This window comes from Pedobacter psychrodurus (assembly GCF_032678585.1).
Lineage (GTDB): Bacteria > Bacteroidota > Bacteroidia > Sphingobacteriales > Sphingobacteriaceae > Pedobacter > Pedobacter psychrodurus_A.
Genome location: NZ_JAVTSN010000026.1, coordinates 23,609 through 39,258, shown reverse-complemented (window position 1 = coordinate 39,258; position 15,650 = coordinate 23,609). Strand labels below are relative to the sequence as shown.

General features: G+C 43.4%; 8 protein-coding genes. All 8 read left to right on the top strand.

Going from position 1 to position 15,650, the window contains the following annotated elements:
• The first annotated feature begins 82 nt into the window (after positions 1-82).
• Genes R2S57_RS17370 through R2S57_RS17335 form a run of 8 tightly spaced genes read left to right on the top strand, consistent with a single transcriptional unit; the run spans position 83 to position 15,622 of the window.
• Positions 83-3,646: a TonB-dependent receptor gene (locus R2S57_RS17370; RefSeq protein ID WP_316846218.1), complete on the top strand. Its 3,564-nt coding sequence runs from the start codon at positions 83-85 to the stop codon at positions 3,644-3,646.
• Positions 3,646-5,379 (top strand): hypothetical protein, encoded by a 1,734-nt coding sequence (locus tag R2S57_RS17365; protein ID WP_316846217.1) that lies wholly within the window; start codon positions 3,646-3,648, stop codon positions 5,377-5,379. Before R2S57_RS17370 ends, R2S57_RS17365 begins: the two co-directional genes overlap by 1 nt.
• Positions 5,379-6,614, top strand: a complete 1,236-nt coding sequence (locus tag R2S57_RS17360) for a hypothetical protein (protein ID WP_316846216.1) — start codon at positions 5,379-5,381, stop codon at positions 6,612-6,614. Before R2S57_RS17365 ends, R2S57_RS17360 begins: the two co-directional genes overlap by 1 nt.
• A 14-nt stretch (positions 6,615-6,628) precedes the next feature.
• Entirely contained in the window at positions 6,629-7,738 is a 1,110-nt protein-coding gene (locus R2S57_RS17355; RefSeq protein ID WP_316846215.1) for a fasciclin domain-containing protein, read from the top strand.
• 15 nt (positions 7,739-7,753) lie between these two features.
• Positions 7,754-9,088 (top strand): fasciclin domain-containing protein, encoded by a 1,335-nt coding sequence (locus R2S57_RS17350; RefSeq protein ID WP_316846214.1) that lies wholly within the window; start codon positions 7,754-7,756, stop codon positions 9,086-9,088.
• A 1-nt stretch (position 9,089) separates the two neighbouring features.
• The gene (locus tag R2S57_RS17345) at positions 9,090-10,097 is read left to right on the top strand and encodes a fasciclin domain-containing protein (RefSeq protein WP_316846213.1); all 1,008 of its coding nucleotides are present in this window, start codon (positions 9,090-9,092) and stop codon (positions 10,095-10,097) included.
• Between the two features lie 27 nt (positions 10,098-10,124).
• The gene (locus R2S57_RS17340) at positions 10,125-13,436 is read left to right on the top strand and encodes a TonB-dependent receptor (protein ID WP_316846212.1); all 3,312 of its coding nucleotides are present in this window, start codon (positions 10,125-10,127) and stop codon (positions 13,434-13,436) included.
• 17 nt (positions 13,437-13,453) lie between these two features.
• Entirely contained in the window at positions 13,454-15,622 is a 2,169-nt protein-coding gene (locus R2S57_RS17335; protein ID WP_316846211.1) for an IPT/TIG domain-containing protein, read from the top strand.
• The last annotated feature ends 28 nt before the right edge of the window (positions 15,623-15,650 follow it).

The following is a 15,650-nucleotide window of genomic DNA, read 5'->3' as shown; positions in this document are numbered from 1 at the left end:
GGCTGTTTTCGAAGACCCGTCAGCCCACGATAAAGTATTCATAATATCCGCCCAAAGGCGAAAAATCATAATGATCAAAAATATGCAAAAAGTATTACATCTGCATGTTTCTTTTCGGTATGCAAGGCAATGTGATAAAGCCTTGTACCATATTAAAAGGAAACTGAGGCAGATGGCTGATAACAATCTGTCCGCAGATAAAATTTATTTCTTTATGAAATGCTCTTTTCTAGTGATCCTTGCAAATCTTACCGGCTTAGGTGTACTCTTTGCCAGTAATGTATCAGGTCAGGATCTGAATCGGAAAATCAAACTCAAACTCGAAGCCGCAACGATAGAAAACAGTTTGGCTGTGGTAGAGAAGCAGGGCAATATCCAGATTAATGTAGCCGTAAACCTGCTCAACAAGGTCAGCAAAAAGGTTAACCTCAATAACGAAAACATTACCGTTGGCGAGGCTTTGAATACTATCTTAGCCAATACCAACCTCAAATACAGTGTGGTAGAAGGTTATGTGGTCATCACCCGAAAACCTGTACCAATTTTAGTTACAGGAACGGTTTTCGACGAAAAGAACAAGGAAACACTCATTGGTGTTAGCATAAAGGTTAAGGGTGGAACTGCTGCGGCTTCGACCGATGTGAATGGAAATTTCAGGATTACCGTTCCCGAAGGTGGCGCTACTTTGGTTATTTCATATATGGGTTACATTAGCCGCGAAATTAAGGTAGATGCCAGTACGAAAGCATTGAATATTGCTTTAAAAGCCTCATCGACACAATTGAACGAGGTAATGGTGCAGGCCAGGAGAAAGGCAAATACCGAAGTGGCCGTATTGGAAGAACGCAAAAAGTCGTCGATTATCCAGGATGCCATATCTTCCCAACAGATTGAACGCACCGGAAGTATTACCACCACCCAGGCTTTGCAGCGTGTTTCGGGGGTTACCGTAACCGACGATAAATATGTAGCCATCCGTGGTTTAGGCGATAGAAGTGTAATCGGACAGTTAAACGGTGTACGTTTAGCTTCCTCTGATCCCGACAGGAGCACCATACCCTTAGATCTGGTTCCGGCATCACTGCTCGATAACATTACCATTTATAAAACCGTAACACCCGATAAACCGGCTGATGCTGCTGCGGGTATTGTAGAACTCAAAACCAAATCTGTTCCCGAAAAGGAAACCTTCGAAATCATCGCCCAATCGGGCGTAAACTCGAATGTAGGTATTGGCGGACAATACAATAGCTTTTGGAACAGCGACATGGGGGCTTTTGGCAATAAAATCAGTCAGAAAAACCTAAGCAGCGACTTTAAAAATCTGGCCAGTCAGTACCCGAATGGCTTGGGATCTATACAGAATATGATTGCCAACAGCAATTACAGCCCAACAGCCTATCAGGAAGTAAACCGCATCAACAACATCATGCAGTCTTTCGATCCGGTAATGACTACCCAGTACAAAAAAGCCCCTTTAAACCAGCTGTACTCCGCTACCTATGGCAATAGCTTTAACATTTTTAAAAAACATAAACTGGGTTTAATCATGGGCGGGAATTATTATCGCCGCATTACCGACATTAGTGGTGGTGATTTAACCCAATACAGTATTTATCAGGGCGTAGTTACGGGTAATCCTGATGTTTATAGTCCGCGGAACATTCCAAATTATATTACACCGAACAGTTTGTATATGGGTAAATACCAAACCTATAAAGAAAACACCGGTGTAGAAACGCTCAATTATGGAACGCTGGTGGGGCTTACCTATCAGTTTAACCGCCGTAACGAAATCAGTATGCAATACCTGGGCAGCTGGGGCGGCGAAACCAAAGCCACTAATTTAGCTGGCCGTTACGAATATACAGGTTTGCCAGGGGAGGTGAAAACGACAACATATTCGTTAAAACAAACTTTCCGCAACCTGAACACTTTTAACCTCCAGGGTGAGCATAAATTTTTTGATAAAGAATTATCTCCACGTTTAAGTTATAATGTGGCCAGTTCGAGATCAAAACAAAACGATCCTGATTTCCGTTTCGCCAGTTTGGCCGATTATATCCCAAGGGGTGGCGGTTATTATACGGTTGGAACAGGCAGTAATGCGGGTGCAACGGTTTACAGCAAACACCTTTATGCCTTAACCTCTGGTTATGTAAACGGTTTTGGTCCTTATGGTATTATACAGGCCGAACCCAATGGGAGAAGATGGCGAAACCTGGATGAGAAAAATTACAATTACAAGGGCGATTTAACTATCCCTTTTAAACTCTTCGGACAAAAACAGGAGTTAAAAACCGGAGTAAATTATTTGTTTAGAGACCGCGATTTTAGTGAAAACCAGCTTTTCCTGCCGGGATCTAACTTTACCAGCAACAAGGCCTTACCACTTTATGGTGCCGAAGGCAACCTGAACCGTCTGGTAAGCAGCGAATTTATCGGTGTTAAACTTCCTACCGGAAATCAGGGTGAAGGCATGATGCCGGTTGGCGGGTTTTTATACAATAGCCAAAAGTCGCCCAATAATTATACAGGTTATTTCGAAACCAATGCTTTTTATGGTATGCTCGATTTAATGCTGACCGAAAAGTTGCGTATTGCAGGTGGTGTCCGCTTCGAAATGACCAATATTGGTTCGTCTGTTGATACTGCTGGCGTGTTTTTAGATCCTTCGCTTACTGCCGGAGGCGCAAACGGAGGCAAAATCCCGTTAAATCCGATCAATCCAAACTCGGTATATAAAACTGGCTACAAGCCATTTTACTCGGTTAATGCAACCTATACGCTAAACGATAACATGAATTTCCGTAGTGCTTACAACACTACACTGGCACGACCAGAGTTAAGGGAAATTACCAATGTTTTCGAATTTGATGCCTTTCAGATGGGTTTAGTGGTGGGTAATCCAAACCTTAAAAACCAGTTTACCCAAAACCTCGATTTCAGGTGGGAATGGTTCCCGGCAAAAGGAGAGGTGCTAGCTGTTTCGGCATTTGGTAAACGTATAGAAAATCAATTGGTCAAGGTATTTAGCTTGCAAACGGCTGGTTTAGCCGCTACCTATCCCGAATTTCCTACCATCCAGTTCCAGAACGATCCTAACGTGGGCCGGGTATGGGGACTTGAATTAGAGGTAGTAAAAAGCCTGGGCAATATCTGGGATCCGTTGAAAAATTTCTATTTCGGTTCTAATTTATTGCTGGCACAGAGCGACATTAAAAAGACGCCTGAGCGTTATGAGGCCATTCGCTCGCTCGACCGTTATACCCCAAAAAACAGCCCGCTTTTTGAGCAGGCACCCTATTCCATCAATGCCTGGTTAAATTATGAAAATCCAAAATCGGGATCTGATTTTGCGCTAACCTTTAATGTGGTGGGCGAACGTTTGGTGCAGATTAACCTCACCGGCGAACCCGATTTATACACCCGTCCGGTACCCGTTTTGGATTTTGTATTCAGTCAGCGCCTCACTAAAAGTGTCAAGTTTAAAGGTTATGCCAAAAATATCCTTAATCCTGATATCAAAACCGTGTATGCCAATCCGCAAACCGGTGGCAAATGGTATGGCAACGAATACCTCAACAGAAGTTATACCCGCGGTGCCGAAATTATGTTAGGCTTTACCTATAATCTATTTAAATAATGAATAAGATAAATTATAAATGCTTCAGTCTGCTCTGCTTTAGTACGATACTGCTGTTTCAGGCCTGTAAAAAGGATAAGGCCGATTTCGAAACAGATAACAGGGTTTTAACCCAGAACCGCACCAGCTCAACAGCACGCATTATCAATATAGCAGGTTTTAACCAGGTGATTGCCAATGGCGATAGCCTCACCAATTTTATCGTGCGGGAGCCTAATAAACCGAACAGCCAGCAGTATCCGGGTACTTCGTATTTCCCTTCAAACGGACAATTGGGGAAAACCTGGTTTGTTCCGCAAGATCTGTTTAATACACAGGAAACCGCAAAACTGGATTTTACAGTGAGAAGTTATGGCCCTGTATTCGTTAGCGATGTAAAACTTGATGTAAAAAACGATTACAGCAACCCGACAGATTATTTTTTGTTGCCAACTTTTGCAATGGATGGTCAGCAAGAAGTGGTTCCCGTAAAAAGAGGTGTTTCAGTAGCCTCGAAACCTGATTATTTTAAAATCAGGATAGTAAACCTTTCCGGTACCATTAAAAACCCTGGATTTAACAGCAATGGCAGGCAGGAAGATTTAAGCGGAGACGTATCGCTGGCTTATGCCGATGGAACTTTGGTTGATGCGAAAACCAATCATATCAGTTCGGCAACCAAAACGTCCGAATATATAGAATTGCCTTACGGAACCTATCAGTTTAAAATATTGATGGCCGATGGCAGACAGATGCCAGCCTTAGGCACAGGTTTAGATGCCATTACGCTGATCGATCCGCCAACATCAAGCATCCCCGAAAGTTTGATGAATTCGACCAAACAAACTTATGCGCCCATCCAAACCTTCCAGCCCGGAGGTATTTATACCATTTTAATCGCACCGCAAAAATTTGATTACTTCATTAACGAAGTTGATGAAACTTCATCAACCTATCAAAATTCCTTTCAGGTGATTAGCGATAACAGTCCATCGGCCAACAATACTTATTTCAGGGTACAGGGCGTAAATGGTCTGGCGGGGCAAAGTGTAAGTTTTAAGGTAGATGGCAAAACCATCGCCGGCAATTTGGCCTTTGGCACTGCGGGAGCCTATGCAAACCTGATTCAGGGCAGCCACACGGTTGAGGCTTTGGATGCATCGGGCAAAACCATTGCCAGTGCCAGTCAGGTACTCCGCCCCGCGCAAAATTATAGTGCATGGTTATATCCCGATCAATCAGGAACGCCTAAGGTACTGCTTGTAGCCAACGATTTAAGTGGTACCACCTACCTCGGGGCAGAAGACGATGCCACTTACAGCCGCAATCAATACTCTTATTTCTTTTTTAAAAGATTTTTAAATCTTTCGGTAGGTAACCCTTATATCACTTTTACCCAAAGTAACGGGCAATCTTCGGCCGGAGGGAACGACAATGCAAATGCAGGGGTTAACCTGCAACCTGGGCAGCCTTTGTTCGAACGCCCTTACATCAGCAACCTCTATACACAAAAAGCATTCGAGATTATGGCCTATCGTTCTAAACCGAATGTGGTACCTGGCTTATGGGCGAACGATATTGAGGTGTTAAAAAGTGAGGCCTTTATTGCCGACAAAAACCTTTATCAGAAAGCAGGGCGGGGATTGCCTGTACAAGAGCCCGGAATTTATACCGTCGGCCTTATTGGCCAGTCGGGCACAGGCAGTACAGCCGCAAACAAAGCAAGAATGATCATTATCAAACACAACAAATAATGAAAAACGAGAGATTAAATAAGAGAATGATAAAAACCGGATTTGCACAGTGGGCATGGCTTTTTGCTGTTTGTTTGCTATTGCTTAATTCGGGCTGCGTTAAGGTAGAATACTCGAAGATCGACGATCCGGCATATTTAAGGGTATTTAATAACCTTAATTATATACAAACGCTTGGCAGTAAGGATAATAAAGTACCGTTTTTTTGTATGCTCATCAATCCGGTGTTGGATGCTAACGGCATGCCAACAAGCGCCGAAATTGTAGGCGACTTTTTAGATCAGCGCGATGCTTATGCACCGCCATATCCATCACACGTTGGTACCAGTACCTCGGTTAACAATCCCGAATATCCGGGTAAGGAAAATGTATTGGTTGGACCCATTTTAAACGGTTTCGATTTAAGCAGCTGGGCACAGGTTCCGTCGGGCAAAATGCGGATCATGTTTGCTTACCGCCCGAAAAATACAGTGCCCTTTTTCCAATTGGAAAGTCAGCTAAAAAAAGATATCCTGATCGATACCGTACTTAACCTGACCAGTAAAGAGGTGTACACGCTGCATGTGTTACAAAAAGATTTTGTAACCAAAAGAACCGGGCTTTTACTCCGCCAGGAGGTTTTTCAAAAGCTGCCTTTATCTGATTCGCTTACCTATGTGAACTTTTACAATATGAGCGCTAAAGGATATTGGGAAGCCGATAAGTCGCTTAAAGCCGAAGATTACCTGATGGCCAGTTTTCAGGGCGGAATGAAAGATGAAATGAATGTTTTCTTGTCGCTTTACGAAAATCAAAGCATTTTAAGTACTACGGGTGCCACTATACCTGGTTTCAAAGGGAAATATCTGGCCAATGTTAAACTGAATACGGCAACAAGTGAGGTTAGTCCTTACGTAAGTTTCCCGATCTGGGCAAGTAATACCGGCAATGGCATCACCACCAATATGTGGCAAAGGTTCGATTTTTTTGTGCCGGGGATGGATATTACCAATAATCCTTTTTACGAAGCCTCAACCGATAACGGGGGCAACTGGGTTTCGGTAAACTGTTTACAGAATGGTAAAGTAAGAATGACCAGTAACGATAATGCAGCTATACTGCCCAATTTGCTGGTCAACATCCATTCGGGTGTAAATAACCCTAAAACCTTCGCCACGGTAAATACCATCGAAGTGGTTAATGGCAGAGTTTATTTAACCACCGTTCAACGAAAATATGCACCGCCCATTTATTAAAAAACATGATTTCAATGAAAAAACTAAATAATGTAAAGCATCGCAAGACGGTTTTACAAATGGGAAAAATACTTTTTGCATGGGCAATTGCTGTACAGCTGCTTTTTGTTGCAGGCTGTAAACACGATGATTTATCGGTAGCCTTACCCAACGAAAACATTCGTCCGGCAGGTGATTTTGTAAAGAACAATTATGAAATGCGCCTTTTTTATGCCGCACTCAAAAAAACAGGATATACTGAACAGTTAAATGGTGCCGGACCTTTTACCGTGTTTGCACCAACCGACGAAGCTTTTAACCGCCTGGGTATTTACAACACGACCGATTTTGATAAAATGAATGTCGACAGTTTAAAGAAAATAATCGGTTATCATATCCTGCCGCGTAAACTGATGGTAAATGACATGCCCAGCAATGGGGTAGATATCCGATACGCTACATTAAGTGGTTCGGAATTATACCTTTCGCGTGCGGCTTTTAATCCCAATGGAGGAGTTGTAGATGAGCTTTACATTGATGGGGTTGAGGTAATCAGGAAAGATGTGGTGGTAGCCAATGGTATACTGCATTTAATGGATAATGTAATGAAACCAAATTTTAACAAAACGGTTCAGCAGTGGCTGGCAGAACATGCCGATTACAGTGTGTTTGTTAAGGGCCTAAAGAAGTTTAACCTGTGGGACCAACTGGCTACCGGACCAACATTTACCATTTTTGCGCCCAATAACAAGGCGCTGGAAGATGTGGGCATTACCGAAGCTTCCTTAAATGCATTAGAGACCGATAAATACATTGGTGACCGCCTTTTTGGCGCTTACATTTTATACGACAGGCACTTTTTTGTCTCTGATTCGCAGGTGTTTTCGCTGATCAATAATAACGGGGCCTATAACTATTACCTCAAAAACGACAGTCACTATATGAATTTTGGAGGTGGAAAATTATATCCTGAATTTAAGCTGGGTTATTCCCTTACGCTACGAAGCGGTACAACCATTTATGATGTCATCCTAAACTCGGTAACCAGCAATTTAACAGCAAAAAACGATAACCTGTGCAGCAACGGCATCGTCCATCATCTAACTAGTGGATTGGTTACACCTGATCAGGCGCTTAAGAAATAATATATCATCATGAATATGAGAAATTTAAAAAACTTTTGGGTATTCGTTTTATGGGCCAGTATCTTTTTTTTAGGTGCCTGCTCCAAAACGGAATTTATGCCCGATCCTGAAGGGGCACAGGTGCCGTTTCAAAGCGATGCCACGCAAACGGTAGAGCAGTTATTAACGGCTTCGCCAGCCAAACTGTTTTACAGTGCATGGCAAAAAAGCAATATCAAAAACATCCTAAAACAACAGGGAAACAAAGTGGTGTTTACGGTTTTCGTGCCAAACGATGCCGCCATGCAAGCCGCAGGTTTAAGCGCCAGTGCCATTATTCAGCTACCTGTAGAAGAGTTGGATAGTTTGATGATGTTTTATACCTCCATTGGCCCGGTAACCAAAGATGAACTGAAATTGCGGAGCGATAACTTTATGGTCAAAAGCCTGCTGCTCCATCCTGGGTTGTATGTGAAATATTATGAAAATAAACAAAGCAATAATCAGTATGATTTATACTATTACAGGCATTATGTAGGCATAAAAGGCGACGATTTACTGGTGAATGGTAAAAACGTAGGTAAAGTGAATTATTTGCCTGCAACCAACGGTGGTGTTTATATTATGGAAAAAACGGTTGAAAGGCCCGTAAAAACCATGTTAGACGCTTTAAAAGCCGATGGACGGTTTACAATGTTCATAGAATCGCAGCGTCTGGCAGACGAGCTTTTCCTGAATAAAATTGGCGACGATATCGAGGCCATTTTTGGAGTGAGAATAGAGCCGGAGGATATTATGCGGGATTATGCCTACAACCGCCTTTATTATAAAAAGGATTGGGGCATAGAAACACCCCCGTATCCTGGTTATACAGGACCTAATATTACCGTATCTACTTTGTTTGCCCCAACAGACGAAGCTTTTCATCAGGCCGGATTTCAAACCGTTGCCGATATCCTGAAATTTAACGAACGCAGCATGGATGGAGTCTTTTTTGATGAAAATTCTTATACTGCAACAGGTGCTTTCCCGATGGATACCGTGTACAATTTTCACCGCAACTGGGGCAGGATGTTCCAGCCAGCCACTTCAGGAGGAGATAAAACATTAAATAATGCTACCGTATTTTATAGTAATGATTTGAAGCCCGCGCTTAATTATTATCCGGTTAACATTGGTGGAAACCCTCCGGTAGAATATGCCTATACCATGCCGCTCGAATTTTCGCTGGGCAGCAACGGTGCTCAGCTTAAGGTAAAGGGCTCCGAATACCCTGCTGCAACCGTTGTCGATACCGATATCAATACCCTTAACGGACCAATACATGTGGTAGACCATCTACTTTTTCCTAAAGGATTTAAACTTAAATAACATGGCACAGCAAATAAACCGATACCATAAGAATACCTTATTTTCTTTATTGCTGATGGCCGTTTTGGGCGCATCGTGCAGTAAAGATGAAAATAAATTAAGTGATTACGACAACAATAAAATCAACCTCGTTATTGCCGATAACTTTAATCTTTCGTCTTTCAGTGCAGCGCTAAAACGTAGCGGTCTGGATAAAACCCTGCAAGAGGGCGCAGGACCTTACACCGCGCTGGTACCTTCTGATGCCGCATTTTCATTGGCAGGTTATGCAGGTCCGGTAAGTGTGCTCACTGCAAATCCCACCATTATTTCGCGTATTGCCCAATACCATACTTTGGATGGAAAATACGAGCTCAATAAACTGCCTTATCTGTTTAATCAGGAGTTGCGCTCGCGTGGGGGTAAATTATATGCCACACACTGGATCAAAGGAACCGATACCGTGCTTACCTTAAACGGTTCGCGGATCATATCGCAGAATATTCCGGCTTCTAATGGTTTGATCCAGGTGCTTAACCGGGTATTAAGTCCTTATCTGCACGATTTACTGGGCGATGCCGTTTCGGCCGAATCGAACATTACCCTGTTTGCGCAAGCTTTAAAAACTTCTGGTCTGCTGGAAACCATTAATGGTGCAGGCCCTTACACCATTTTCGCTCCGAACAACCAGGCCATGCAGGCCATGGGTTATGCCAGTGTAGAACAGATCAACAATACCGATGTGGAAGTATTGAAAAGCCTGGTGAATTACCATATCGTAAAAGACAGGAGGTTCATTTACGATTATATCCTCAGCACAGGTTCTTCTAATACCAGCCGCCAGGCCATGCTCGATGGCAATTCGGTTACCATGACCTTAACCCCAGATCCAGGCACTCCGGGCAGTTTTAATGGCATTACATTAAAGGGAATTGGAAATACGACGGCGGTAAAACTGGTTAAACAGGATATCCTCGCTGGAAATGGGGTATTACATATTATAGATGGCGCCTTACGGATTACCCAATAAGAAACGTAGGCAATTAAAATTAAACTGATGAAGAAAAATATATATCCAACACCCGTCTTTTTGCAGGAGATGTTTTCACTGCAGCAGGTTGGGCTAAAAATAATCATATTCTGCGTTTTACTATTCATATCCTTTTATGGCATGGCGCAAGAAACCAGCGGCTCTTTAACCGGGCAGGTTAAAGATGCCAGGGGGATTTCGATACCCAGCGCAACCATTGTGGCTATCCATACGCCTTCCGGAACACGTTATGCCATCTCTGCTGATGCCGATGGGCGCTATTTTTTAAATAATTTACGTATTGGTTCACCCTATACGGTAACGGTTTCTACAACCGGGATGAAAACCGAGGTGATGAATGATGTATCGGTTCGTTTAGGCGGCAGTCAGCAGCTCAACTTTGTACTGCGGGAAAATGCACAGGAACTGAGTACCGTAATGGTATCGGGTAGGGCCAAATCCAAACAAAAAGCCGATAATTATGGTACGGGTAAAAATATCAGTGCCGAGCAGGTGAAAAATATGCCCACCATTAACCGGAGTTTAACCGATATTACGCGCTTAACCCCACAGGGAAGCCGTGATAACAGTTTCGGTGGAACCAATTTCCGTTACAACAACGTAACCATTGATGGTGCAGTAAACAACGACGCTATTGGTTTTAGTCCTTCGCTGGGAGGTCAAACCGGTACATCGGGCATGAACGGGAGCAGTACCCGTACCAATCCCGTTTCGTTAGATGCCATTGAAGATATGCAGGTATACCTGGCTCCATTTGACGTTAAAATCGGGAATTTTACAGGAGGAGCAATCAATGCGGTAACCCGTAGTGGTACCAATAAAGTGAGTGGATCGGTTTATGGTTTTGGCCGGAATGCAGCCATTACGGGCAACGACCGTGTAGGCAGTTTGGGTAAAATGAACAAAGACTTTGAAGACTACCAGGCAGGTTTTCGTATCGGATTTCCAATTATTAAAAACAAACTTTTCTTTTTTAGCAATGAAGAGATTACCCACCGTCAGGATCCTACCCAATTGTATGTAGGTACAGCAGAAACAAGCCATATTTTAAGCGTAGCTGATGCCGATTTAATCAGCAATGCCGTTAAAACCCGTTACGGCAATGTTTTCGATGCCGGTACCGCAGGCGTATACACCAATTCGAACAAATCGCAAAAATTCTTTAACCGTTTAGACTGGAACATCAGCGATAAACACCAATTGGCCGTTAGGAACAATACGATTTTTAGCAAGGCCACCCACATGGACCGCGATCAGCAGGATTTCCGTTTCAGCAGTATGGCATTCCAACAGGAAAATAACCAAAGCAGTACCGTTGCCGAGTTAAAAAGCCGGTTCAACAATGAACTTTCCGGAAATGTATTGGTGGGTTTTACTCATGTAAGCGATAGCCGCGATCCTTTAAGCGATCCTACATTACCGCAGGTACAGATTATGGGCCGTACACCCGGTACCACCATTTATCTGGGTACCGATCGCGAAGCGAGTATTTTCAACATGAAACAAAAAACATGGGAATTTACCGCAAACTTAAACTGGACCAAAGGACGCCATAAAATTTTGGTGGGTACACATAATGAGTTGTATAATATCCAGTATGGTTTTGTTAATGCCTGGAACGGCCGGGTTGATTATCAGAGTATTGAAGATTTTATCAGCAACAACCCATATCGGGTTAGGGGCAGTTACAATTACACCAATAACAGCCGCGATTATCTCTTGGCCAATCCAGCAGCCGATTTTAATGTAAACATGTACAGTTTGTATGTGCAGGACGAAATCAGGATTAGCGATAAATTAAGCATTACGCCAGGTTTGCGCGCCGATATGGTGAATTTACCAACCATGCCAGCCTTGAGCGATAAGGTAAAAGATATTATGGCCGATCCAAATTTTGGCAATACCTATACCTACACACCGCTTAACCGCATCGAAAATAAATTTTTAAACAAGGTGCAGTTGTCGCCGCGTTTAGGTTTCAGGTATGATGCCCTCGGTACCCAGAAGCTGATTGTAAGGGGAGGAGCGGGTTTATTTACCGGCCGTATTCCTTTCGCCTGGTTAGCTTACGCCTATTACAATACAGGCAATAACTTTGGTGCTTTCGATCAGCGGGCCGATCAGCAGCCTTTTGCGCCGGGCAGCGATGCCATTAAACCGAGTCCTAACGGGATAGGGAATTTTATTGAGCAAAACGGTGCCGTAATCAATAACCCAAACAGTGGCCGTACACAGATCGATCTGGTGGATAATAATTTTGTGATGCCACAGGTATTCCGTGGAAGTTTGGGCATCGATTATGAAGCCGATAACAACTGGCGTTTTACCGTTGAAGGCATGTACACCAAAAGTTTAAAAGATGTACTCTTTCAACAGTTAAATACCAAAGATAACCCCCTGTATTATGGTTACGATAAAGAAAAACAGCAGCCCGTGTATAGCGGAACAGTTGATCCCCGTTTTTCGAACATCTACTTATTGAGCAATACCAGTCAGGGCTACCGTTACAGCCTTACCGGATCAATCACCAAAACATTTATTAAGGCTTTAAATATCACCGCCTCTTATACCTATGGCGAATCGAAAGATTTAAGCAATGGGGTGCGTAACTCAATGGAGAGTAACTGGCAGTTAAACCAGGCATTGGTACCCAATAATCCGGCATTGAGTTATAGCAATTTCGATACCCGCCACCGCATCGTGTCTAGTATTGGCTATAACCATGTTTGGGAAAAAGCCGGAAGAACAACGGTAAGTTTATTCTTTAGTGCGCAATCGGGCAGCCCGTTTAGTTATGGTATTGTAAACAGCAGTATCCAGGGTTTATCGCAACAGGTAAGTTTGGCCTATATTCCATTACGTGAAGAAGCCATCCGCTATTTTAAAGATCTGCCTACGCAAACCGCCGCTCAACAGGCGGCAGCCTTTAACCAGTTTATTGATGGCAACAAATACCTGAGCAGCCGCAGGGGTGATTTTACCGAGCGTAACAAAGGCCGTACCCCATGGAATGTTCAGGCCGATCTGCATCTGGCACACGAGCTGTTTGTAAATAGCGATAAATCGCAGTCGCTGAGTTTAAATGTAGATATCATCAACCTCACCAACCTCATCAACAAAACCTGGGGCGTACAGTATTTCTCACCCAATACTTTTAACTCTACCAGCAGCGTAGGTTTAACGCCAACTTTGTTCCCGCCACAGCAAAATGCAGGCAACTATCCGGTATTTACCTTCAATAACCCTGGTCAGCCTTATAGTATCGATTATTTTAGTTCGAGGGTACAGATGCAACTGGGATTAAGGTATAGTTTTTAACATCAAAGATAAATCTTATGATCATTCAACATAAAAAGAGTTTAAGTATCGGATTGATGCTTTTCCTGATGCTCATCATCGGGGCCTGTAAAAAGGACAAAACCGAAGTTCAGACAGTGGCGTTTAAAATAGAAAGTTATTACCCAAACAGCGGTAATGCAGGTACTTTGGTAACCATTACCGGAACAGGTTTTGGTACCGATATCAAACAATATTCGGCCACCATAGGCGGCAAATCAGCAGAGGTAATCAGTGCAACCACCGAAGCTTTGGTAATCCGTATGCCCGAAGGCGGTGTTACAGGTGCATTGGCCTTAAAGTACGATACCCAAAGTTTCGATATCGGCCCATATATCTATCAGGATTTAACCATCGCAACGGTATTGCCTGCAAACGGACCTGCAGGCGCACAGATCAGGATTACAGGAGCAGGTTTTAGCAGTACAACTGCACCTGCCAACGTTTTTATCAATGGTAAAGCCGCTTTGGTAGTAAGCGTATCGGATAACCTGATTGTTGCAGAAGTACCCGCCGATGCGGGTTTTGGTGCCATCATGGTAAAAGTGAATGGAAAAGAAGCAAAAGGGCAGAACTTTACTTACCAGGCTATTGCCAGTATTAAACCCTTAACCGGAGGTAAAAACACCAAAGTGACCATTGCCGGTACAGGATTTGAAGAACTTGTTGCAGGCAATCTGGTCGATTTTAATGGCACCACCGCAACAGTATTGGAAGCCAGTAATGAAAAACTCGTGGTAATGGCACCAGATGGTGTAAAAACAGGTCCGCTATCGGTAAATATAAACGGACAGAAAATTACCGGACCAATATTTACCGTGGTTGCACCGCCATCTGTTGGTATCGTTACCCCATTGAGCGGACCAAAAGGTACCGAAATGACCATATCAGGTACATTATTCAGTAGCGTGGCCGACGAAAATAAAGTGTTTATCAACGGTGTTGCTGTTCCGATTACATCGGCATCGGCAAATCAGATTAAATTAACCCTACCAGGTGGAACAGGTAGTGGAAGCGTAAGGGTAGTGGTGAACGATCAGCCTACTGATGGGCCACAGTTTAAAGATCAAACGCTCGGTATTCTTTCCGTTAGTCCGGATAATGGTTTGGCCGGAACTACCGTTACCATTAAGGGGTTTGGCTTTAGTAACACAGCTGCCGATAACAAAGTTTATTTTAATGGTGTACTGGCGACGGTAAAAACCGCAAGCGAAAATACATTGGTCTTGGATGCACCAACAGGTTTGAGTACAGGCGATTTAAAAGTGGTGGTTGCAGGTCAGGAAGCTTTAGCTCCGCAGGATTTTAGAAGGGCAGGCATGATTACCTTAGCAGGCGGGCCTAATAGCAATACTTTTGGAGCTTTTATGGCCGGTATTGCAGTTGATCACAGTGGGAATGTTTATGTAACCGACCGGATGAACAAAGTGGTGAAAAAAATTGCACCGAACGGTACGGTAACCGTGTTACAGGCCAATGGCGCCGATATTATTTTTGATACGCCTTACGGCATTGTAATCGATAAACAGAACAATATTTTTGTATCTGATATCGGCCGTAATCAGATCAGGAAAATTACCCCATCTGGGCAAAATACCGTTTATGTTTCTGGTTTTTCGCCAGGTTTGATGACATTTGACAGCGCAGGTAACCTGTATGTAAATATTAATGGCGCCTTTGCAGGCATGAACAAGGTAAATGCCATTGGTGGCTTTACCAAAGTTGCCGGACCGCTTTGGCCAACGGCGCACCAATTTGTGGATGCTTCGGGCAACCTGTATTATGTAGATTCGGGGTCTGCAAGCAATAATGCCATTTCATATATCGAAGCTGGCGGATCAAACCTCACCAACTGGATCGGTTTTACTGATCCGGGATATCAGGATGGGGTTGGTACCCAGGCCAGGTTTAACAGCATTGCAGGCGGTTTAATGCCGTATGGTACCGGGAAATTGATTGCCGGCGATCGTTTTAATTATGCGCTCAGGGAGATTGATATTGCCAGCAAAAGTGCTTCAACCCTGGCTAAGTTTTCTCCAGGTTTTGCCGATGGAACATTGGCAACAGCGAAAATTGGTTCTATGGACGATATGGCTGTAGATCAGGAAGGAAACATCTATATTTTAGATGCCGCAAATAAAGCAGTTCGAAAAGTATTTTTAAAATAAATTGATCTGATGATTAACCCGGGGAACA